We start from the raw sequence: 23,637 nt of genomic DNA, 5'->3' as shown, positions 1-23,637 counted from the left end.
AAGTCCTAAATTAATGCCTCTGGGGCAGTTAATCCGCTCTTGATATTTTAGGCGCTGTATTGTCAATTAAGTAGGAAAATTATAGGGGGATGAAGTTTTATAGTTCAGATGAGGACTCCAACAACTGGACAGCGGTTTTCGGGGTTAATATCTTCACAGGCGGTTTTTTGCTGAAAGTCAGACCGATTTCGCCTTTGTCAATAAAAATCGTGTCGCCAGAGATAAAAGTATTTTCTAATAACTTGGTGGCGATCGCATTTTCTATTTCTCGCTGAATGGCTCGTTTGAGGGGACGTGCGCCGTAAACTGGGTCATAGCCTGCTTCTACAAGGTGATCACAAGCTGCTGGGGAGATATCAAAGGAGATTTTTTGCTCTTTGAGCAGATTTTCTACCCGCTTGAGTTGAATCCGGATGATATGGCGCATTTCCGAACGGTTGAGGGCGTGGAAGATGATAATGTCATCAACGCGGTTAAGAAATTCGGGGCGAAAATGCGATCGCAAAGCATCTGTAACCCGTTTTTGCATCATTTCATACTTAGAATCATCCCCAGCCACATCGAGAATGTATTCGCTGCCGATATTGCTGGTCATGACAATTACAGTATTGCGAAAATCGACGGCTCGCCCTTGAGAATCAGTAATTCTCCCATCATCCAATACCTGCAACAAAATATTAAACACATCGGGGTGGGCCTTTTCTACCTCATCAAACAGCACCACTGAATAGGGATGACGGCGGACTGCCTCAGAAAGTTGTCCCCCTTCTTCGTAACCAATGTATCCCGGAGGCGCTCCCACGAGGCGAGAAACCGAGTGTTTTTCCATATACTCAGACATATCCAACCGCACCAAAGCATCATCAGAATCAAACAGAAACTGAGCTAAAGCGCGGGCGAGTTCAGTTTTACCCACACCTGTGGGGCCCATGAACAAAAATGAACCAATGGGACGACCGGGATCTTTCATCCCCGCACGGGCGCGACGAATGGCAGCTGAGACTGCGGCTACAGCTTCTTCTTGCCCAATAACTCGTTGATGCAAATGGCTCTCTAGTTGCAGTAACTTTTTCCGTTCCGATTCCAACAGGCGATTGACGGGGATGCCTGTCCATTTAGCGACAATTTCGGCAATATCGGCTTCGGTGACTTGTTCTCGCAGTAGGGTAGAACCTTGGCTTTGAATTTCTAAGAGTTGCGTTTCTTTAATTTCGCGATCGCGCTGCACTCCTTCCAATTTGCCATACTTAAGTTGAGCAGCTTTATTTAAATCATAGTCCCGCTCTGCCTGCTCAATTTGCACCCGCAGGGCATCTTCTTCTTTTTTCAAAACACTGATAGCTTCCAATAGCTGCTTTTCCCCTTGCCATTGGTCGTTAAATTTATGCTGTTTGACAGTCAAAGTGGCGATTTCTTCCTCAATGCGCTCCAAACGCTCTCTAGTTTGAGCGATCGCCTTTTCTTCACCAGATAAAGACAGCTTTTCCATTTCCAGCTGCATCAGCCGACGGTCTATAGTTTCCAATTCTGCTGGTTTGGAGGTAATCTCCATTTTCAACTTTGCCGCTGCCTCATCCACCAAATCAATGGCTTTATCTGGCAAAAAGCGGTCAGAAATGTACCGGGCTGATAGAGTGGCGGCGGCTACCAGAGCCAAATCAGAAATTTTAACGTTGTGATGTACTTCATAGCGTTCTTTCAAGCCCCGAAGAATGGAAATCGTGTTTTCTACGCTGGGCTGATCTACATATACTTGTTGAAAGCGGCGTTCGAGGGCGGCGTCTTTCTCAATGTATTTGCGGTATTCATCTAAGGTAGTTGCGCCAATACAACGCAGTTCGCCCCTGGCCAACATCGGTTTGAGCAAATTCCCGGCATCCATTGCCCCTTGTTGATTGGAACCAGTGCCGACAACGGTGTGCAGTTCGTCAATAAACAGGACAATTTGCCCGTTTGATTCCGTAACTTCCCGGAGGACATTTTTTAGACGGTCTTCAAATTCACCGCGGTATTTAGCCCCAGCAATTAAGCTACTGATATCTAAAGAGATTAATTGGCGGTTTTTCAGAGATTCGGGAACATCACCATTGACCATTCTCTGTGCTAAAGCTTCAGCGATCGCAGTTTTCCCCACCCCCGGCTCACCAATCAACACTGGGTTATTCTTGCTGCGGCGAGACAATACCTGAATTACCCGGCGAATTTCATCATCTCGCCCAATCACAGGGTCTAATTTTCCAGATTTTGCCTGTTCTGTCAAGTCCCTGCCAAACTTTTCTAAAGCTGCAAAGCGCGACTCTGGATTTTGCTCCATCACCTTTGGGCTAGTGCGAACAGTTTTGATAGCCGCCTCTAGCTTGGCCATGTCCACGTTAAAACCTTTGAGAATTCGCCTACCAATGCGTTCATCTTCGGCAAAAGCTAGGAGTATATGTCCCTCGGAAATGTCAGAATCTTTCATTCTGGCTCGAATTGCCTCGGCCCGGTCGAGCAATGTATCTAAACTAGTACCGAGGTAGAGCTGATCGCTTTTGGCGACTTTTGGCTGACGTTGGGTATAAGCCTCTAGTTGCTGTTGGAAGCGCAGCGGATCAACTTCAGCCCGGCTGAGAATACCTGTTGCTGAACTGCTGGGTTCTTCTAACAGGGCAATGATTAAATGTTCAACATCTAGTTGCTGTTGTTTATAAGCACGGACTATATCCTGGGATTTGACAATCGCTTCCCAGGCTGTATCAGTAAATTTATTGGGATCTGTAGGCTGCATCTTCAGGATTTTAGATTTTAGTTTAGAAATTTGAGATTCAGCAAGGAGGAAAGCTGAAGGCAGAAGAAGAAATCATGAATGCTAGTAGCTTCCCCAGGGTATAAAACCCCTATCAATAGGGTAGGCGAAAAAATTTCATCCTTCATCCTTCATACTTCATACTTCTGCTGATATCTCCGGTGGCAATTTTGGATTGGTAATTGGTGGTATTTCCAGTCCTTAGCTATATTAAAAATGAAAACTCGGTTTTGAGGGTGTTTTGCCCAATGATGTCATTAGGGCTTTACACTTCATCTACTCGCTGAGATTTTTCCTGAAAATTACTGACTTACCAGCTGCTCTGGAGATTCCTGTTTGACAGCAGAACTGTGACTCCCCAGTTGAATCAGTTCAATTTTATACCCATCTGGATCTTCGACAAAAGCAATTACCGTCGAACCGTGTTTCATTGGCCCTGGTTCTCGGACAACTTTACCGCCACGATTTTTAATTTCCTCACAGGTGGCGTAAATATCATCGACCCCAAGGGCAATATGACCGTAAGCATTACCCAATTCGTACTTGGACACCCCCCAATTGTAGGTTAGTTCGATCACTGCCTGCTCGCTTTCTTCTCCATAGCCGACAAAAGCCAGGGTAAATTCTCCCCCTGGATAATCTTTTTGTCGGAGCAATTTCATCCCCAGGAGTTCACAGTAAAATTTCAAGGACTCTTGCAGGTTGCCTACCCGCAGCATGGTGTGTAGTAATCGCATAATCACCCAGTGTTTAATTCTTACTTCTATTTTATCGGCAATTTCTACAGAAACCGCTTCAGACAAGGATTTTGTCAGGTGTAAAGTTTCCCAGGGGGCGGGTTTTGGGGTGGTTTAGATAGAATTAAAATAAATTAGGAGATAAACCTCATGAGTCAAACATCAGTAACAACTCTCTACGAAGAAGATTTTTCTCTGTGGGTTGCGGATACCGTCAGTAAGTTAAAAGCACGAGACAATGAGAATTTAGATTGGGAGAATTTGATTGAAGAGGTAGAATCTTTGGGCAAAAGTCAGCGTAAGGCAGTGCGGAGTTTTTTGGTGCGTTTATTGGAACATTTGTTAAAGCGATGTTATGTACCAATGTCCGACTGTTATCGAGGTTGGGAAATTGAAATTAGAAATTTTCGGCAGCGGTTACAAATTGAGTTAGAAGATTCACCAAGTTTGAAAAGCTTCGTTTTAGAAATTCTCTCTAAAAGCTATGAAATGGCATTAGAAAATGTCAGAGATAGTTATCCAGATGTCTATTTTTCTGATATTTTCCCATTTCCTATCGATGTAGATGCTTTGTTAACTAATAAGTTTTGGGAAAAATAGCACCGGAATTTTTATTAGTTAATTTTCTAATGTGTTAATGCACATACTGTTAATCTTTTGGTACTAAAGCAATGCGATATCCCAGCGCATCCAAAAACTCAATTAGAGTGTAAATTTCATTTACAGCATTTTGTGATAACAATTTATCCAGCCATTCATAGTGTTGTTTCGCTGCTTCTGAGAGATTATTTAACAACAAACGTGCGTCAATAATATCTTTCAACGCTGAACGCAGTAGTTCAGGTTCACGTCCTTCTTCATCCAATTCTAAAAAACTTTCTAGATAAGCAGTAGCGTGTTCCGGATCTTTAAGCGATGAAATTAGATAATCATGGTAACTTCTACTTGTTGGTCTTTTCAGTTCTTTCAAAATCTCTCCAATATTCTTTAGCTGTTAAAATGTAGTTTTGTATTTCCCTTGGTTGTACTTCCACTCTTTAGTTATTAACGCTTCATAAATTAATTTACTTGAAAATCACTCTTCCTCTCCAGAGAATGACGGTGCGTTGCGCTACGCAACAACACACCCTACAATTGAAAAGTTTTTTAATTAGAAATCTCTAAAATGCCTTTGAGTGGATTTCTAGCCTTGCGTTATTTATCTTGCCCATATAACCATAAACCTGTACAAGTGCCGAGTGAAATCAACCATAGGGCGGGTTTCCCGACTTAAAGCAAGTGGCGTTTGAGGAACAAAACCCAACATATTCAAGCATTTGTTGGGTCTCACTATTAGTTTCAAAAGGGGCTAATCGAAAGAGACCTTACTTTTTTTGCACCTGGTGGGGGAGAAAATGTGAAAGTCTGGGCGTCGATAGTTGGATTTGCAGTTCTCTGAAGAATTTTTTCGGTAATTTTAATATCCAACCCATCGCTATTACCGCCCATTTGTAACTGCTTAAGAGTTGCAGTTGCTGGTTGGACAAAGCCACTGAAGCTAAATCCATCTCTGGCATCAGTGTAATTGTAGACAGAGAACTCCTCGCCATCAACTGTGCGTTTTTCTTCTTTTAGTCCTGAATCGTTAGTCAAACCAAATTCTTGAACAATTTCCCTTGATGAATCGCTTTGAGCAATTAATTTTCTAGTATTTTCAGGAACTTCTAGAAAAGCTAAGGAGGAGAGACCAATGAAAAATAATTCATCGAAAGCTGCATAGGAAGTTATGGCGTACTGTTGCAATTCGGGTCTGTAAATCCAAACTTGTTTACCATCGCCAATGGCCATGTAAAGTTTTGCTTTTTCGCCTGGTTGGGTAAAGGTAATCTCGGAGCGAAACTTTTTACCTGATTGGGCGAGAGTTTTAGTTTGGATCTTAACCTCGAAATAAATGCCCTTTGTACTGGCGATCATCAAGGATTCAGATTGAGTCAGATAGCGATCGCTCTGCAAAAAGCCGCTAATCGTTTTAGCTAGCAGTTCTAAATCCAGTTTTTCCGTAGCCTGACTGATGTTTGTCGTCTTGCTTGCTGTTATCTGTAGGGAGCTAGCAGGGGGCATAGCATTAACTTTACCTGCCAGCATAGCAATGACGCTAAAAAATGCGATCATCGCTGTAAGTGTAGGTTTCATGGGTAATTAGCAATATAAAATTCACAACTCAAACCCTCGATCTCGCGCTCATGGCAGCAAGTATCCAGGATAATACGGACGACATTCGTCATGTCATGCCCAAATACATACACAGCTTATTACGAATCTTACGCAAAAATATAAGTATTTTTTGTGAATTTTTTTACTTTAAAATCCACAATTGCTGAATTACTCATTATTACAGGACTTACGCAACTGGCATGGCTTTGTAGGGTGCCTCAGATTCGATAACTCAGTAACAATCAACAGATTTTCGGCATCTGACCCACCCTACAATCTTATATTGAGTGTGACACGCAGCTTTAGTCCTACATTAAATTTGACGTTAATTTAGATATTCAATTTATTTAGATGATCGATTTTCCCAGTTAAAAATAAGAAAACTCAGTATTGGCAATCATTCTAGCTGATGAGAGTGTAGATAGTGGGAATAGTCAAGAAGTGGCAGCAAGGTGAAGCCAAAATCGACGATCTCCCATCAGTTAACTCAATCTCTGGAAATCTTCTTTAATCTCAGGCGATAAAGTCACTTAACAGCATAAGCTAGCCATTGGGTTAGACTACTGAACTGTATGCGTTCTACTGCAAAAACACACTCAAATAAAGGATAGAGCACCGATGACTAAATTTCTAGATACCGCCATTGAGGCAATTGTCGCCCGCGAAATCTTGGACTCGCGGGGTAGACCAACTGTTGAAGCCGAAGTGCATTTGGTAAATGGGGTTGTGGGACTAGCCCAGGTTCCTAGCGGTGCATCTACTGGCACTTTTGAAGCCCACGAATTGCGGGATGGCGACAAAAGCCGTTATGGGGGTAAAGGGGTACTCAAGGCGGTGCAAAATATCAAAGAAGCACTTGCACCAAAATTGTTAAATTTGGATGTTCTCAACCAAGAACTGCTAGACCGGACAATGATTGCTGTGGATGGTTCGGCTAACAAATCCAATTTGGGCGCGAATGCGATTTTGGCAGTTTCCCTAGCAGCAGCCAAAGCCGGCGCCCAATCTTTAGATATTCCCCTATATCGCTATTTGGGCGGGCCTTTGGCAAATTTGTTGCCGGTACCCTTGATGAATGTAATTAACGGTGGGGCCCACGCGTCCAACAACGTTGATTTTCAAGAGTTTATGATTGTGCCTATTGGTGCTCCTTCCTTCAAGGAAGCTTTGCGCTGGGGTGCGGAAGTATTTGCTACCCTCAGCCAAGTTTTGGATGAGAAGGGTTTACTAACTGGTGTAGGGGATGAAGGCGGTTTTGCTCCTAACCTAGAATCTAATCAGGTGGCGTTGGAATTGTTGGTGGCTGCGATTAAGAAGGCTGGATATAAGCCAGGTGAACAAGTGGCTTTGGCCTTGGATGTGGCTGCTAGTGAGTTTTACAAGAATGGGCAGTATGTCTATGATGGTAAACCCCATACTCCTGGTGAATTTGTTGATTATTTAGGTCAATTGGTTGACGAATATCCAATTGTGTCCATTGAGGATGGTTTGCATGAGGAAGATTGGCAAAGTTGGCAATTGCTGACCCAAAAGTTAGGTTCACGGGTGCAGTTGGTTGGGGATGATTTGTTTGTCACCAACGCCACCCGTTTACAAAAAGGGATTGAGCAAAAAGCGGGTAACTCTATTTTGATTAAGCTGAATCAAATTGGTTCCCTGACGGAAACTTTAGAAACGATTGACTTGGCGAATCGCAATGGTTTCCGGTCGGTGATTAGCCATCGTTCTGGGGAAACTGAAGATACGACTATTGCTGATTTAGCTGTGGCTACCCGTGCCGGTCAAATCAAAACTGGTTCTCTGTGTCGCAGTGAACGGGTAGCAAAATACAATCGCTTGCTGCGGATTGAGGATGAATTAGGCGATCGCGCCGTTTATGCTGGTACTGTCGGTTTGGGGCCGAAGTAGGTAATTGGTAATGGGTAATGGGTAATTGGTAATTGGTAATTGGTAATTGGTATGAAAAAGCTATTACCCATCACCTATTACCCATTACCCATTACCTATTACCTATTACCCCAATTAGGGATAAAAACCTAACTTGGGTAATCCAAGGGTTTCATCCCAGCCCATCATGATGTTTAGACACTGAATTGCTTGACCCGCCTGGCCTTTAATTAAGTTGTCAATGGCTGACATGACAATTACGCGGCCAGTGCGCGGGTCAACTTCTACACCGATATAGGTCATATTGCTGCCGTTTGCCCATTTGGTTTGGGGGTAAACACCGCTATTACAGATTCTCACCCAAGGACAGTTGCGGTAAAAGGCGGAGAAAATGGTGATTAAGTCATCTCGCACTAGACCAGGATCTCGCAGTGTGGCGTATACGGTTGCTAAAATCCCGCGCACCATGGGGATGAGGTGGGGTGTAAATTGGATGGTGACTTCGTGTCCGGCTAATTCACTGCAAATCTGCTCGATTTCTGGGGTATGGCGGTGACGGGCTACACCATAAGCCCCTAGTGAGTTATCTGCTTCGGCTAGCAATAAGTTAACTTTAGCTTGTCGTCCACCGCCAGATGTGCCAGACTTGGCATCGATTATGGCTGTTTCTGGCACAATTAAGCCTTGCTTCAAAAGTGGCGAAAGTGCTAGCAGACTGGCGGTGGGATAGCAACCAGGACAGCCAATGAGTTGGGCGTCAGCGATGCGATCGCGATAAAGTTCTGGTAATCCATAAACTGCTGTGGCCGCAGTTGTGCGATCGCCTCTGTCTTTACCATACCAAGTTGTATAAGTTGCCAAATCACTGAACCGATAGTCAGCACTCAGATCCAGTACTAGACATCCTTTTTCCAGCAGTTGGGGGGCGATTTGGCAAGCCAAACCATTTGGTAGAGAGAGAAACACTACTTCACACCGATGAGCAATTATTTCTGGTTCTACTGCCTCAATTGGTAGGTTAACTATATGCCCCAAATGGGGGTAAAGATCCCCAAAGGACTTTCCCGCACTACTCTCACCACCTAAATAAACCAGTTCAAGTTCTGGATGATCCATTAGGAGTCGGACTAGTTGCACTCCGCCATAGCCTGACGCGCCGACAATTCCAACGGGTATACGTCTAAAATTGCCCATAATATGAAATCCTTATCCGATAAATGGTTAATTTGGTTCTCAGATATCAACATATCAGCGACTAGACGCCAAGCGCACATAAAAGGGGATTGGGTACTGGGTATTGAGTATGGGGAAAGCTCCTCCCCAGTCTAATTTTAGATTGGGGTTTTTAGATGAGCCAAAAAATCATCCATTCCTCAATTGTCAATCCTAAATCCTCAGTCACTTTGCATCCATGTTAAGGAATCTACTTCTCTGCTGAATAAACGAGCTACAATTTAGAATAAGAATTTGTTAAAAAAATTTACCTAGGTAGCTGGAAATCGTCTGTGTCAGAGCCTAAGACTACCCTAAACTTTAAATTTGATTCGATTGATGCCGCCTTGGCAGATCTGAAATCTGGTCGCGTCATCGTAGTGGTAGATGACGAAAATAGAGAAAATGAAGGCGACTTGATTTGCGCCGCCCAATTTGCTACCCCTGACATGATCAATTTCATGGCGGTGGAAGCTAGAGGACTAATTTGTCTGGCGATGACTGGCGATCGCCTGGATGACTTGAACTTACCATTGATGGTGAGTAATATAACTGATACTAATCAAACAGCTTTTACTGTCAGTATTGACGCTGGTCCGCATTTGGGTGTAAGTACTGGCATTTCCGCAGAAGACCGCGCCCGCACTATCCAAATAGCTCTCAACCCAGGGGCAAAACCTGAAGATTTACGTCGTCCTGGTCACATTTTTCCCATTCGAGCGAAAGAGGGTGGTGTACTTAAACGGGCAGGGCATACGGAAGCGGCTGTTGACTTATCCCGACTCGCTGGGCTATACCCAGCTGGGGTAATTTGTGAAATTCAAAACGCCGATGGTTCAATGGCGCGGTTAAACCAGTTAATCGAATATGCCAAAACTCATAAACTGAAAATTATTAGCATTGCGGATTTAATTAGTTACCGTCTACAACATGATCGCCTAGTGATTCGCGAAACTGTTACCGAACTACCCACCCAATTTGGTCATTTCCGCATTTACGGTTATCGCCACACCTTGGATAATCACGAACACGTAGCCGTTGTTAAGGGCGACCCTGCAACCTTCCAAGATGAGGCGGTAATGGTGCGGATGCACTCAGAATGCTTAACTGGTGATGCTTTGGGTTCTTTGCGCTGTGACTGTCGGATGCAGCTACAAGCAGCATTGAAAATGATTGAATCTGCTGGTCAAGGTGTCGTGGTTTATCTGCGGCAAGAAGGGCGAGGAATTGGCTTGATTAATAAGCTAAAAGCCTACTCATTACAGGATATGGGGCTAGATACAGTAGAGGCGAATGAGCGTTTAGGTTTTCCCGCTGACCTGCGAGACTATGGGATGGGGGCGCAAATGCTGATGGATTTGGGGATTAAAAAAATCCGCCTAATTACGAATAACCCCCGAAAAATTGCCGGTGTTAAGGGCTATGGGTTGGAAGTGGTTGATCGTGTGCCGCTGTTGATTGAGGCCACTGACTACAATTCCTATTACCTAGCGACGAAAGCTCAAAAGCTCGGCCACATGCTGTTACAAACTTATCTGGTGACAGTGGCGATTCATTGGCAAGATGACCCGCAATTAGTGACACAACGCTATGAACGTTTAGAGAAGCTGCGGCATTTAGCGAAAGTTAATGATTTATTGTTACAGGAAGAAGCGCGTCCATTAGCGATCGCACTTTTTGACAAACCATCATTAACTGTGCATCTAGGTTTTGACCAAGCCAAAGTTGCTGACTCTGATTGGTTTCAGCAGACTGGACACCCTTACCTGCAAGCAATATTCCAAATTCTAGATGATCTGGTAACGTTGCCATACATCCAGAAGGTAGAGTTTCTCATCTCTCCCGGTAGCGATCCCCTGAGTAACTTGCAAGTGCAGCTAGACCGAGAGATATTCGCCCCTAAGACTGTACCTTCTTCAATATGCGATCGCCTAGAGACACAGCAAATTTACAGCTTTAGCCAATAGCCAAAAAGCATTTCCTGAATTTCCATCTATTCCTAGGGGCACAGCAATGCTCATTGGTGTCAACTTAACGTAAAAGCCTTGTAAAAAGTAGGTTTCACCCTTCTCCTTCTCGTTCCCATACAGAGTATGGGAATGAATTTTAGAAGGCTCTGCCTTCAATGACAGCAGAGGCAGAGCCTCTGTGATAGCATTCCCATACAGAGTATGGGAACGAGTTATTGTAAGGATTTGAGCTTAAGTTGACACACATGAGCAATGCTGTGCCCCTAACCCGTATTGCATCTAAACAAGAACTGCTATAGTTTTTAGAGCTATTTATTGATCATACCTGTATGCTTAAATCAGCCCATAAGTACAGTTTAAGTATTAGGCTAACTTGCTAAACTAGCTACTTAACCCATCAAGTTGTATAATTTTTATTATTATAACAATTCATGGGTTATATGCAAATAAATAATTAAAATTAAAGTCATGCTTATCGAATTCAGCGTAGAAAATTATCGTTCAATACAAGAAAAGCAAACATTGAGTATGGTGGCATCTGATGATGAAACCATACTAGATAGTAACACTTTTCCTACGCCGAATAATGATGATTTGCGCTTAGTTAAAAGTGCTGTAATTTATGGTCCTAACGCTTCCGGTAAAAGCAATTTACTCCGGGCTATAGATACCCTAAGATATCTTGTAATCAACTCAGCTACTAGAATGCAACTTGGTCATCCATTACCTATTGAACCATTTATACTAAACAGTGAATCTGCTAAACAACCTAGTATATTTGAAGTAATTTTTATTCACAAAGGTATGCGCTATGAGTATGGAATTTCTTTAAATCAAGAAAGAATTTATGAAGAATGGTTAATTGCCTATCCAAATGAACGCCAACAAAACTGGCTTTCTCGTAAATATCTTCCAGACAATCCAGAACTACAAGCAGATGAAGGTTATGAATGGACTTTTGGCAGAGGGCTGAAGGGAGAGAAAAAAATTATTAGAAAATTTGTGCGTTCTAATTCTTTATTTTTGTCTCATGCTGCACAGAATAACCATCCTCAACTACGAGAAATATTTGAATATTTTAGAGATAAAATGAATATTCTTGGACATAGGTATACCGACATAGGTTTTCCCCTTAGCCTTTTGAATAAAAATAGTTCTTTTAAAGAGAAAGTTGCTAAGTTAATTGCTGAAGCAGATATTGGCATTTCAGATATAAAGATTCAGATTGACCCTGGATTGACATCTGAAGAATTAAGTAAAATGGATACTTTTTCACTCCAATTTATTAGCCAGAAAGCTGACTTCCAATATATGGCTGAAGAAACCATTGATACTCTTGAAGAATTTGACATTATAACTATTCATAAAATGAATGATTCCGAAGAAGAAATAGAATTTGATATAGCCGATGAATCTACTGGTACAAAACGCTTATTTGAAATTGCAGCATATTGGTTATATGCATTGCAGAATGGAGAAGTAATACTAGTGGATGAAATAGATACGAGTCTACATCCGGTGCTTTCCATAGAATTAGTGAAAATGTTTAATGATCCAGAAATTAATAAAAATAATGCTCAATTAATATTTACAACACATGATACAACGCTTTTAGATGAGGAAATATTTCGGAAAGATCAAGTGTGGTTTACTGAAAAAGATAAAAGTATGACTAAACTATATTCTTTACTTGGTTTTCGACCCCGCGAAGATGAATCATTACAAAAAGGATATTTACTCGGTCGATATGGTGCTATACCTTTTATTAATGGGTTAAGTATCTAAAAATATGCCACGGGGAAAATCTACCAATAATTTAAGACGACATTCAGGAAATCAAGAATCAAGAAGTTACCTTTTAATTGTAGTTGAAGGACAAGAAACAGAATACAACTATTTTAATTCTCTAATACGCGAACTTAAACTGACAACAATTAAAATAAAAGTAGTTTCCGCTGCTGGTGGTGATCCTCTGGTTATTGTAAATACAGCTTATAAATTATTCCAAGCAAAACTACAGGAAAGTAAAAGAGGAGGTGAACCACAATATGATGAAGTATTTTGTATATTTGATGATGATAATAAACCAGAAAAATACAAAGAAGCACTTAACACAGCAACCGAATATAATTTTAAATCCATAACATCTATACCATGTTTTGAATTTTGGTTTTTACTTCATTATTGTTACACTACTAGTCCATTTACTCATTACAAAGAATTATCCCCAAAGCTAGAAACGGAACTGAGAAAGGCAGGTATTCTAAAAACAGGAGAAAGCTATGACAAAAGTGACGTAGAACTCTACGCGAAACTTAAACCAAAACTAGAGGAAGCGCTGATTAATGCTTTACGATTAGCAAAAAAGCATCCCAATGAAGATGGATGTACAAACCCATCAACAAAAGTACATCTTTTAGTTAAAGAACTACAAAAACAAAAAAACTTTGAATGAGTATCGATGTTAAGGCTATTTCACTGCTTTAAAACCTACAATTATTTCTATGTATTTAGTCCGCTTGCGCAGACTTGGTTCGTGTAGCTAATTATGTTTATGTATTTAGTCCGCGAAGGCGGACTTCGTTCGTGTAGCCAAGCCACTGCGTTGGGCGGCTCCGCCGACTTGAAGCATGTGGCGCCCGACTTCTAGTCGTTAGGGCTTTTTTACCCTATTAGCCGTATTAATTGGTTTTAGCTGCCGAAAAGCACGAAGTGAATTAAAGAACCTGTTAAAATCAAAACTTACCGGGTCAACTTTCCTTCCTGAACGGTCTACAAGTCGGTGCGTAGTAATGCGCTCATCGGGAACTTGACTTTGAGCAATTAACCAAGCTAAAGAATTATATTGAGCTTCACTATAACCGCTATGGGTTGAGATTTTGCTATTTCCCCAAGCATCGGGTGGAGTTTCCAAAGAAACATGATAAGCAAAATTATTTACAGATGGTGGCAAATTAGGATTAGTTTGCACAGTTTCTGCACCATTAACCCCGTAAAAGATGGAATTAGCTGCACCAAAAGCCCGCTTAGAAGGCGGGACTAAATAAATCACCGTGCCATCTTGCTTAATCATAGCATGATAACTGGCTTGGACATTTTCATCACTATGGGGAGTTTGAAAAAAATTAATCGCACTAGAAACAGAATTACTAGTTTCATGAATGACGATAATCGCTTGATTATTCACCGATAAGCCATTAACATCTTGAGCATAGCGTTCACCATAATTGCTAGGATCAACCGCAGCAGCTGTAACACTAGGTCTGTATCTAGCAAAAGCTTGAGTAGTTGTATATCTGGTAACAATCTTATTGGTTTTCACTGGGGATTTAGGCAAACTTTGAGACTTATCTCCTGAAGCTGTCGCCGATTGAAATTGTACAGTAGGATATTGATTCCAGACTGTATCATCTGGGTTTAATGTTGCTGTCTGATTTTTTAGTTGTGTACCTTTTCCGATAAACAGCGCCAAAATCAAAGCAGCAAACATTAGAAAAATTAGCATTACTCTGCTTGCCCAATCTTTAAATCTCATTTTTTATACTTATAAAATTGCTGAAACTAATATTAATATGTTGACTATATTAAAAGCTAGTATCCTAGGATACTGAAAAATGCTAGATGATTCTTTCAACCTCTTCCTCTATCCATAGACTTATTTTAATACTATCAAGACCATTGTTAACGAGATAGGCAGATTAAATATGAAGATATCATTGGGAGTGTAACGAAAATGACAATCTATTTTTTTCACTAATCCAGTAATCTGGTAACCAAAAATTATTGATACTCATTACAATAGCCGCAGGTGAAAAAGTATCAAATTCTCCCTTGGCTAAATCCTTGGGGGGAATTAAACCAAAGACTTCACCATTAAGCATTACCTCTAAAAGTATTTCCTCAAACTCAGCTTTAAATTCATTGAGGCGAATGCAATGAATTCCCTTCTCATCCTCATAATATTCATATTCACTGGGTAAAAATGGTGAAGGTTTGATTTCTTCCTTCAAGTACTCTAGTCGTTCAAACTCCCTGATGGGGATGATAGCTGCAACTTCTTCCTCACCTTTGACCAAGACAAAGCGCTTTCCCTCCAACATCACACCACTGAGGATTTCCAGCAAGTTACCCCTTACTTCCTCATTCATTAAGCGGATAAACCCTTCATTTTCATTCATATCATCTTCCCACATACCCAATTTCTGAAAATTCTGTCCAAAATATCGATATTTTGGAAAATAATGAATTAAGTCGAATATAGCGGTTCTCGATGGAATCAAGTACACTGCGTGACCAAACCCCCGAACCGAAGAGGGTTAGAGGAAAAATGAATGTACAGAGGTTGCATGCAACATCTCTACATAAACAGGACAGAGGTCTGAGTGTATTTCATCCAAATGAGAAGCAGTATATAACAAGACTAATTCAATTTTCTTGCAGAAAATATGACTCATCCTTTTCTTGAACGCCTAAATAGTCCAGAACGTCCTGTTATCGTCTTTGACGGTGCAATGGGAACCAACCTGCAAACCCAAAATCTGACTGCTGACGACTTCGGAGGCCCGCAGTATGAAGGTTGTAACGAATACCTAATCCACACCAAGCCGGAAGCTGTCGCCAAGGTTCACCGTGACTTTCTCGCCGCCGGTGCTGATGTGATTGAAACGGATACCTTTGGCGCTACGTCCATTGTCTTGGCAGAATATGACTTGGCAGATCAGGTTTATTATCTAAATAAGAAAGCTGTAGAACTGGCTAAGAGTGTCGCCGCTGAATTTTCCACTCCCGAAAAACCCCGGTTTGTGGCGGGTTCCATTGGCCCAACAACTAAACTCCCTACCTTGGGACATATTGACTTTGACACTCTAAAAGCATCTTTTGCCGAACAAGCAGAAGCGCTGTGGGATGGCGGTGTCGATATATTTTTGGTGGAAACTTGCCAAGATGTGCTGCAAATCAAAGCGGCGCTAAATGGAATTGAGGAAGTTTTTGCTCGGAAGGGAGAAAGACGTCCGTTAATGGTTTCTGTGACAATGGAAAGTATGGGGACAATGCTGGTAGGAACAGAAATCAGCGCTGTCCTGACAATTTTGGCACCTTTCCCCATTGATATCCTCGGTCTGAATTGTGCCACTGGCCCAGATTTGATGAAACCACATATCAAATATCTGTCAGAACATTCGCCTTTTACGGTTTCCTGTGTTCCCAATGCGGGTTTACCGGAAAACGTCGGTGGTCAAGCACACTACCGCCTAACACCGATGGAGTTACGGATGTCGTTGATGCATTTTGTTGAAGATTTGGGTGTCCAAGTGATTGGGGGTTGCTGTGGGACGCGTCCAGAACACATTCAACAATTGGCGGAAATTGCTAAAAACCTAAAGCCAAAGGTGAGACAGCCGAGTTTAGAACCGGCAGCAGCGTCAATTTATTCTACTCAACCCTATGACCAAGATAACTCCTTTTTGATTGTGGGCGAACGTCTTAACGCCAGTGGTTCTAAAAAATGCCGCGATTTGCTGAATGGGGAAGATTGGAATGGACTGGTGTCGATGGCGCGGGAACAAGTGAAGGAAGGCGCACACATCCTCGATGTTAACGTCGATTATGTGGGACGTGATGGTGTGCGTGATATGCACGAGTTGGTTTCCCGCATTGTCAATAATGTGACTCTGCCTCTGATGCTGGATTCCACAGAATGGGAAAAGATGGAGGCGGGTTTAAAGGTCGCTGGTGGTAAGTGTTTGCTGAATTCTACCAATTATGAAGACGGGGAACCGCGTTTTCTAAAGGTGTTGGAGTTGGCGAAAACCTACGGTGCGGGTGTGGTTATTGGTACAATTGATGAAGATGGCATGGCGCGGACGGCAGAGAAGAAATTTCAAATTGCCCAACGCGCCTATCGTCAAGTTGTCGAATATGGGATTGCGCCCACAGAAATATTCTTTGATACTCTAGCTTTACCTATTTCTACGGGGATTGAAGAAGACCGGGAAAACGCTAAAGCTACAATTACAGCTATCCGCCGCATTCGCCAAGAGTTGCCGGGATGTCATGTGATTTTGGGTGTGTCTAATATATCCTTTGGTTTAAACCCAGCTTCGCGCATCGTCCTTAATTCTGTATTTTTGCACGAAGCGATGACAGCGGGAATGGATGCGGCAATTGTTAGCGCTAGCAAGATTTTACCACTGTCTAAGATTAGCGATCGCCATCAAGAGATTTGTCGGCAGTTGATTTATGATCAGCGTCAGTTTGAGGGTGATGTCTGCGTATACGACCCCTTAGGAGAGCTTACCACGGTTTTTGCTGGGGTGACGACAAAACGCGATCGCTCCCTTGATGCCAGTTTACCCGTCGAAGAACGCCTGAAGCGTCATATTATCGATGGTGAACGCATCGGTTTAGAAGCACAACTGACAAAAGCCTTAGAACAATATCCCCCCTTAGAGATTATCAATACCTTTTTGCTGGATGGGATGAAAGTTGTTGGTGAGTTGTTCGGTTCTGGACAAATGCAACTACCTTTCGTTTTACAATCTGCGGAAACCATGAAAGCAGCAGTTGCTTATTTAGAACCTTTCATGGAAAAGTCAGAATCTGGCAACAATGCCAAAGGAACCTTTATCATCGCCACCGTTAAAGGTGATGTTCACGACATTGGTAAAAACTTGGTTGATATCATCTTATCTAACAACGGTTACAAGGTGATTAACCTGGGAATTAAGCAATCGGTGGAAAACATCATTCAAGCTTACGAACAGCACAAGGCTGATTGTATTGCTATGAGTGGTTTACTGGTGAAATCCACCGCTTTTATGAAAGAAAATTTGGAGGCATTTAACGAAAAGGGAATTACTGTTCCCGTAATTTTAGGTGGTGCGGCTCTGACTCCTAAATTTGTGCATCAAGATTGCCAAAATGCCTATAAAGGTAAGGTGGTTTATGGCAAAGATGCTTTTTCTGATTTGCATTTCATGGATAAATTAATGCCCGCAAAGGTTGGTGGTAATTGGGATGATTTGCTAGGATTTTTAGATGAAGTGCCGGAAAATGGACATCAGAGTTTTGGCGAAAATGGCGGGCAAGATACCCACCCCACAGGGGAAAATCTTGATGTTATAAAAGAGGTTGATACCCGTCGTTCGGAAGCTGTAGCGATAGAAATTGCCCGTCCCACTCCGCCTTTTTGGGGAACGCAGTTATTACAGCCTAGTGATTTCTCTCTTGAGGAATTATTCTGGTATTTGGATTTGCAAGCTTTGATTGCTGGACAGTGGCAATTCCGCAAACCAAAGGAGCAATCCAAGGAAGAATATCAGGAGTTTTTGGCTGAAAAGGTGTATCCGGTTTTGGAGAGTTGGAAGCAGCGAATTATTGAGGAGAATCTGTTACATCCTCAGGTGGTTTATGGGTATTTTCCTTGTCAGTCTGAGGGGAATAGTTTGTTGATTTATGAAACGAACCGCCAAGACGCCAAGAACGCCAAGGAAATAGCTAGGTTTGAGTTTCCGAGACAGAGGTCTTTAAGGCGGTTGTGCATTGCAGATTTCTTTGCAACTAAGGAGTCGGGTGTAATTGATGTTTTCCCCATGCAAGCGGTGACTGTGGGGGATATCGCCACGGAATTTGCTCAAAAGCTGTTTGCAAACAATCAATACACTGATTACCTGTATTTTCACGGTTTGGCGGTGCAGGTGGCGGAGGCTTTGGCAGAGTGGACACACGCCAGAATCCGCCGGGAGTTGGGTTTTGGTGCTGATGAACCGGATAATATTCGGGATATTTTGGCACAGCGTTATTCTGGCTCACGGTATAGTTTCGGCTATCCGGCTTGTCCGAATATTCAAGACCAATACAAGCAATTAGAGTTGTTGGGGACTGACAGGATTAATCTATATATGGATGAAAGTGAGCAACTTTATCCAGAACAGTCTACAACGGCAATTATTGCTTATCACCCAGTAGCGAAGTACTTCAGCGCGTAGAATTTCCCTCATGACTCCCTCCCCGCTGTTTCGTGGAGGGGGAATAACTTTTTTTGTCTAAACCAGCTTCATGTTGAGGACTAAAGTCCTCACTACAAACTTTTAATTATTTACGCTGCACTACATAGCTATAAGTTAGCGTTAGTTATTAGCAATAGTTGGGCAAGCTTAAAATATGACTTTTTATAGAAACGGGTTATTATGGATAAACGGCGTTTGAAAAAACTGCTAATTGGTGATTTTACTTGGAAACGATTGATAACATCTCTAGCTTTTATCTATATATTTTTTGCTGCCTATGTCTATTTTCGGGCAGATAGTATGATTTTTCTGCCTCAACCTTCTAGCTATGAAGATACTAAGAAAATACTCAAGTTAACAAGTGCAGAAAAAACAACGATTTCCGCAGTGCATTTGTTAAATCCTGAAGCTAAATACACTATTCTTTATGCTCATGGCAATGCAGAAGATTTGGGAGATATCCAAGAAATTCTGCAAAAAATACGCGATTTGGGTTTTAGTGTCTTTGCCTATGATTATCGGGGCTATGGTACGAGTGAGGGAACGCCTACAGAAAATCATGCTTATCAAGATATTGATTCTGCTTACAATTATTTAACCCAAAATTTAAAGATTCCACCGCAGCAGATTATTGTATTTGGTCGTTCTGTTGGGGGTGGTTCGGCAGTAGATTTGGCAGCACGGAAACCAGTTGCAGGTTTAATTATTGAAAGTGCCTTTGTTTCTGCATTTCGAGTAATTGTACCTTTGCCGATTTTGCCTTTTGATAAGTTTAGCAATCTGGAGAAAATCAAAAGAGTGAAATGTCCAGTATTAGTGATGCATGGTAAGGCGGATGAAATTATCCCTTTTGCTCACGGAGAAAAATTATTTGCTGCTGCACAGTCGCCAAAACTTTCTTTGTGGGTGGAGGGAGCGACACATAATGATTTTATCTGGGTAGCGGGAGAAAGATATGGGAAAATTTTGCAGGAGTTTGTGAAGATAATAGAGACGTTGTAGGAAACGTCTCTATATTTGTAAGAAAGAGGTCAATCAATTTTAGATTTCTTCTCAATCTAAAATCTTACATTCCCTAAATAGTCTGATGATTTTTAAAGGAAGAGAGTTGGCTTTTGCGGGAAATAAAGTAAACTCCCAGTAAGGCTAGACTGCCGATAATGCCTGGTTCAGGAACTTTTCGAGGTTCAGTTGATGTCGAACAATTGGCAAGACTACCTGCATCAGGGCTACCTATGGACGCGCTACCATCTAAGCAGATTTTAATATTGGCTAAGTTACCGACTCCCACGGTGAGGTCAGCTCCTACATTAGCCTGAAGGCCTTGCTGATTAGCTTCTACTCCCAGTAGTATCCCTTGACCAGTTGTTTGGATGATTTCTGTAGGGTTATTCAGGGATGGTAGCTGTGCTTCAGTTGGGTTGACTACTGTCGCTGTTGTCTGAGAATCTGTTGAAGCTCCTGCTAAGGTGCCTATGTTGGTTTGAGTTGTCTCTTGGAGACTAGAAGTAACGCCATTTGTAACTACAGTTTCGGTTGTAGCTTGAGCAGTGTTTTCGATAGAATTTAGAGCGTTATTCAGGGTTGGTAGCTGGGACGAAATTGGGTTAGATGCTGTTGTTTGTTGAGCAGTTGCATTTCCTGTTAATGTGCCAATAGTGGTGTTAGTTGTGCCTTGGAGATTGGAAGTAAGGCCGTTTGTAACTATACCAGCATTAGTCGTATTAGCTATGGTTCCTACAGTTCCAGGAATTCCTGTGTTAGTTTGGGTTCCTGTTGTCGGTATTATATTAGCCGAGGCAGGTGTAATGGCAAAAAATACTCCAATTAAGCTGAGTAAAATAGCCAGGGTATTTGAAGAAGATTGCAGTTGCATTTGGTTAATCGGATAAAGAAACGCCTTGAGGAAATATTGAGCTTGATTATTTTCTTGTGTTTAAAGAATCTTAATCATCTGTTAATTCAAAATGTTACTTGCCTTGCTCAGGGTATTCAATTAATGAAAATACTGTTTTTTTTGATTAAAAATACGTAATAATTATAATTTTTTAAGTAAAATTATGTACCTTTGCGTAAGTACACTTATATTTAGATAAGTCATTTTTTTATTTGTGATGGGAGAAAAATAAAAGTTAGTTAGTAAAAGAAAAATATAAGTAAAATTACCAGATTTTCTGTTAATCAGAATTTATTTAATTTAGGTTTAAAAATCTGAGAAGGTTGCTCAAACTGGGTTTTAGTTACAAATTTAATATATTAGATGCCTGTAACTCGTGTTATTGATATGTATCTTTTTGCTAAATAGCCTATTTTTACAAGTTGAATTTTTCTTGTGTAATATACCATCGCTACAATTGCATTACAAAGTAATACTTATGATAATATTCGACAAAAGCAAAAGGAAAGGCGATTTTTTTTGAAGGATGGGATGAAACTTAACTGATATCTTGCACCAATCCCAACAACTGCCTGAGAATTCATTCTCAGGCTCATAGCACTGATTAGTCTTTAGAGGTTGTTTGAAAAGTATTAGGCGAATATAATTCGCTACTACACTAGCATTGTCCACCTCCGTGGACTAACGCAAAATCAAGGGTTTTCTAACCCACGGAGGTGGGTTTTGTCTGTGTAGCCAAGCCACTGCGTTGGGCGGCTCCGCCGACTTGAAGCATGTGGCGCGCGACTTATAGTCGCCAGGGCTAGTAATAAATTAGACTTTTCAAACATCCTCTTAGAGCAGTTTCGTTCTAGCGATCGCCATTGTGATAGTTTTGAGTAGAGATGCCATTTTTGTGCAATACAACTTGCCAGCAGTGGAAGTGGCAGTATTAGCGATCGCCCTCAAGCATTGGCTGAGTGAGAATATCCTTGAAAACTGGTGAAAATTTACTGTGAGCCTAACTCTTTATTTCCTCCGTCACGGACAAACAGAATTCAGTCGCAAGAATGCCTACTGTGGTGCGATAGACTCAGAACTTACCCCCGAAGGCTTAGAGATGGCCAAGGCTTTTGCCGTTGCATACAGTTCTACCCCTTGGAACGCGGTTTTTTGCTCTCCCATGAAGCGGACTTTAGCCACAGCTAAACCCCTGTGTGCAGCCATTGGGATGCCACCAGAACTGCGAGATGGTTTAAAAGAAATTAACTATGGCCAGTGGGAGGGAAAAAGCCCAGAAGAGATCAACCGTGAATATCACGATGATTATATTCGTTGGTCAGCCGATCCCGCTTGGAATGCGCCAACTGGTGGGGAAATGGCAGTGACAATTGCTTCTCGCTCCATGCAGGTAATTGAAGAAATCAGGCAACTTTACACCAGTGGTAATGTTTTAATTGTCGCCCATAAGGCAACGATCAGAATTATTCTCTGTAGTTTATTAGGCATTGATGTGGGACGTTTCCGTTATCGTTGGGGATGTCCGGTTGGTTCGTTAAGTATTGTAGAATTTACCTCACATGGGCCACTGTTGCAGGCTTTAGCAGATCGGACTCATTTAGATCAGCGCTTGCGGAATTTACCGGGGACTTAAGGAATGTTTTCTTACCCTTCCCCGCTCCCTTTATGAAGGGGATTTCCCAGAAATAAAATCAGGATAAAATTGAAGCTTATTAAAACAAGAGTTCGTTTTTACTCCACACTTTTTTATGATTCCCCATATTGAAACAATTTTTTTACGTCAAATGGCCTCAGGCGATCGCCTTTTCCTGCAAATTTATAAATTCATTGGGGCAAATCCTGGTAAAAAAGTTTACATTCAATCTAACTTACACGGCGCAGAAATTTCTGGAAATGCCGTTATTCACCAGCTGATCGATTTTTTATTGACACTAAATGATACAGATTTAAAGGGAGAAATTTGGTTAGTTCCTGTTTGTAATCCTATGGGTGTAAATGCCCGTTCTCAGCATTTTTCTCCTGGTAGATACTGTGTTTATGAAGCCAGAGACTGGAATCGGATTTTTTGGGACTACGAAAAAGAAGCTGATGATTTAGTAGCCTTTACTAAATCTCAACTTCATTTTGATCTAGGGGTCGTCCGACAAAATTATCTAACTACGATTAAAGAGAAATTTGCCAAAATTTTAGAAAAAATTAATTTACCCATTGGCATACCATACACTGACCAGTTTAGCAACCAACTACAAGCTCTCAGTTTAGATGCCGACTACCTGATTGACTTACACAGTTCTACAAATCAAGGATTAGACTACCTTTATTACTTCCAAAATCGAGAAGATAGTGCTAAATATTTCCTGCTGGATTTGGGAATATTACTTGATAAATATGATGGGGACGCTTTTGATGAAGCTTTTATGAAACCTTGGTTAGCGCTGGAATCTGGGTTTCAACAGCTGGGAAGAAACATCAGATTTGATCTAGAAGCTTGGACTCTGGAACTGGGTGCAGGAATGCAGATGAACCCTAATTCAGTCGCTAAAGGTGTGCGGGGGATAAAAAACTATTTAGCGCAAAAAGGTGTGTGGCAAATCTCTGGCTTTCCTGTAGAGCCAACCGATCAGAAAATGTCTTTTGCAGCCAGCAGCCAAAGAACAAAATATTATGCGATCGCAGGTGGTCTAATTCAATCTAGAATCGACTTGGGTAGTACCGTAAAAACAGGAGAAAGACTGTATCAAATTCTCAGTTTTAATAAAGAAAGCCAATTACCTACTGTGATTGATGTCTGCGCTCAACAAGATGGATTAGTCTATGATGTCTCCACCAATCAGGCTGTCAATCAAGGCGAGTTTGTCATCGGGCTGTTTCAGTAGTGTTGCCTTAATTTTACCACAAATAAAACCCCAATATTTGGGCGAATTATCTGCGTAATCGGTGGGGATTT

At 41.7% G+C, this 23,637-nt stretch carries 17 protein-coding genes; 9 read left to right on the top strand and 8 right to left on the bottom strand.

The window, feature by feature from the left end; all coding sequences use genetic code 11:
• Positions 1-97 precede the first annotated feature (97 nt).
• Positions 98-2,767 (bottom strand): ATP-dependent chaperone ClpB, encoded by a 2,670-nt coding sequence (gene clpB, locus H6G32_RS09830; RefSeq protein WP_190457585.1) that lies wholly within the window; start codon positions 2,765-2,767, stop codon positions 98-100.
• Between the two features lie 320 nt (positions 2,768-3,087).
• Positions 3,088-3,522 (bottom strand): lactoylglutathione lyase, encoded by a 435-nt coding sequence (gloA, locus tag H6G32_RS09825; RefSeq protein ID WP_190457670.1) that lies wholly within the window; start codon positions 3,520-3,522, stop codon positions 3,088-3,090.
• Between the two features lie 150 nt (positions 3,523-3,672).
• Between gloA and H6G32_RS09820 the strand changes: the two genes are divergently transcribed.
• On the top strand, positions 3,673-4,122 hold the full coding sequence (locus tag H6G32_RS09820; RefSeq protein ID WP_190457583.1) for a DUF29 domain-containing protein: 450 nt from the start codon (positions 3,673-3,675) through the stop codon (positions 4,120-4,122).
• 49 nt (positions 4,123-4,171) lie between these two features.
• Here the strand turns inward: H6G32_RS09820 and H6G32_RS09815 are convergent, their stop codons facing one another.
• Positions 4,172-4,492 carry a helix-turn-helix domain-containing transcriptional regulator gene (locus H6G32_RS09815; RefSeq protein ID WP_190457581.1) on the bottom strand — a complete coding sequence of 107 codons (321 nt, stop codon included), beginning with the start codon at positions 4,490-4,492 and terminating at the stop codon, positions 4,172-4,174.
• Between the two features lie 368 nt (positions 4,493-4,860).
• On the bottom strand, positions 4,861-5,694 hold the full coding sequence (locus H6G32_RS09810; protein WP_190457579.1) for a LolA family protein: 834 nt from the start codon (positions 5,692-5,694) through the stop codon (positions 4,861-4,863).
• A 639-nt stretch (positions 5,695-6,333) separates the two neighbouring features.
• Here H6G32_RS09810 and eno point away from each other — a divergent pair.
• On the top strand, positions 6,334-7,623 hold the full coding sequence (gene eno / locus H6G32_RS09805) for a phosphopyruvate hydratase (RefSeq protein WP_190457577.1): 1,290 nt from the start codon (positions 6,334-6,336) through the stop codon (positions 7,621-7,623).
• A 114-nt stretch (positions 7,624-7,737) separates the two neighbouring features.
• On the opposite strand, the gene argC is transcribed toward eno, so the two are convergent.
• A complete protein-coding gene (argC, locus tag H6G32_RS09800) occupies positions 7,738-8,796 on the bottom strand; it encodes an N-acetyl-gamma-glutamyl-phosphate reductase (protein WP_190457575.1) in 1,059 nt (352 codons plus the stop codon).
• A gap of 311 nt (positions 8,797-9,107) precedes the next feature.
• On the opposite strand from argC, the gene ribBA reads away from it, so the two are divergent.
• The 3 genes from ribBA (at position 9,108) to H6G32_RS09785 (ending at position 13,239) form a co-directional block, all read left to right on the top strand.
• Entirely contained in the window at positions 9,108-10,781 is a 1,674-nt protein-coding gene (gene ribBA / locus H6G32_RS09795; protein ID WP_190457573.1) for a bifunctional 3,4-dihydroxy-2-butanone-4-phosphate synthase/GTP cyclohydrolase II, read from the top strand.
• Positions 10,782-11,252: 471 nt separating this feature from the next.
• Positions 11,253-12,569 carry an AAA family ATPase gene (locus H6G32_RS09790; RefSeq protein ID WP_190457571.1) on the top strand — a complete coding sequence of 439 codons (1,317 nt, stop codon included), beginning with the start codon at positions 11,253-11,255 and terminating at the stop codon, positions 12,567-12,569.
• Positions 12,570-12,573: 4 nt separating this feature from the next.
• Positions 12,574-13,239: an RloB family protein gene (locus H6G32_RS09785; RefSeq protein ID WP_190457569.1), complete on the top strand. Its 666-nt coding sequence runs from the start codon at positions 12,574-12,576 to the stop codon at positions 13,237-13,239.
• 198 nt (positions 13,240-13,437) lie between these two features.
• On the opposite strand, the gene H6G32_RS09780 is transcribed toward H6G32_RS09785, so the two are convergent.
• Positions 13,438-14,319, bottom strand: a complete 882-nt coding sequence (locus H6G32_RS09780; protein WP_190457567.1) for an N-acetylmuramoyl-L-alanine amidase — start codon at positions 14,317-14,319, stop codon at positions 13,438-13,440.
• 178 nt (positions 14,320-14,497) lie between these two features.
• Complete coding sequence (locus tag H6G32_RS09775; RefSeq protein ID WP_190457565.1) at positions 14,498-14,962, bottom strand: type II toxin-antitoxin system Phd/YefM family antitoxin; 465 nt, start codon at positions 14,960-14,962, stop codon at positions 14,498-14,500.
• Positions 14,963-15,229: 267 nt separating this feature from the next.
• On the opposite strand from H6G32_RS09775, the gene metH reads away from it, so the two are divergent.
• On the top strand, positions 15,230-18,772 hold the full coding sequence (metH, locus tag H6G32_RS09770) for a methionine synthase (protein WP_190457563.1): 3,543 nt from the start codon (positions 15,230-15,232) through the stop codon (positions 18,770-18,772).
• Between the two features lie 201 nt (positions 18,773-18,973).
• Positions 18,974-19,795 carry an alpha/beta hydrolase gene (locus tag H6G32_RS09765; RefSeq protein WP_190457561.1) on the top strand — a complete coding sequence of 274 codons (822 nt, stop codon included), beginning with the start codon at positions 18,974-18,976 and terminating at the stop codon, positions 19,793-19,795.
• Between the two features lie 73 nt (positions 19,796-19,868).
• Here the strand turns inward: H6G32_RS09765 and H6G32_RS09760 are convergent, their stop codons facing one another.
• Positions 19,869-20,669, bottom strand: coding sequence for a PEP-CTERM sorting domain-containing protein (locus H6G32_RS09760; RefSeq protein ID WP_190457559.1), 801 nt, complete (start codon positions 20,667-20,669; stop codon positions 19,869-19,871).
• 1,015 nt (positions 20,670-21,684) lie between these two features.
• Here H6G32_RS09760 and H6G32_RS09755 point away from each other — a divergent pair.
• Both H6G32_RS09755 and H6G32_RS09750 read left to right on the top strand, forming a co-directional pair.
• Entirely contained in the window at positions 21,685-22,323 is a 639-nt protein-coding gene (locus tag H6G32_RS09755; RefSeq protein ID WP_190457557.1) for a histidine phosphatase family protein, read from the top strand.
• 115 nt (positions 22,324-22,438) lie between these two features.
• Positions 22,439-23,566: a succinylglutamate desuccinylase/aspartoacylase family protein gene (locus H6G32_RS09750; protein ID WP_190457555.1), complete on the top strand. Its 1,128-nt coding sequence runs from the start codon at positions 22,439-22,441 to the stop codon at positions 23,564-23,566.
• The last annotated feature ends 71 nt before the right edge of the window (positions 23,567-23,637 follow it).

Source organism: Cylindrospermum sp. FACHB-282 (assembly GCF_014697195.1).
GTDB lineage: Bacteria > Cyanobacteriota > Cyanobacteriia > Cyanobacteriales > Nostocaceae > Cylindrospermum.
This window is presented reverse-complemented; position numbering and strand designations above follow the sequence as displayed.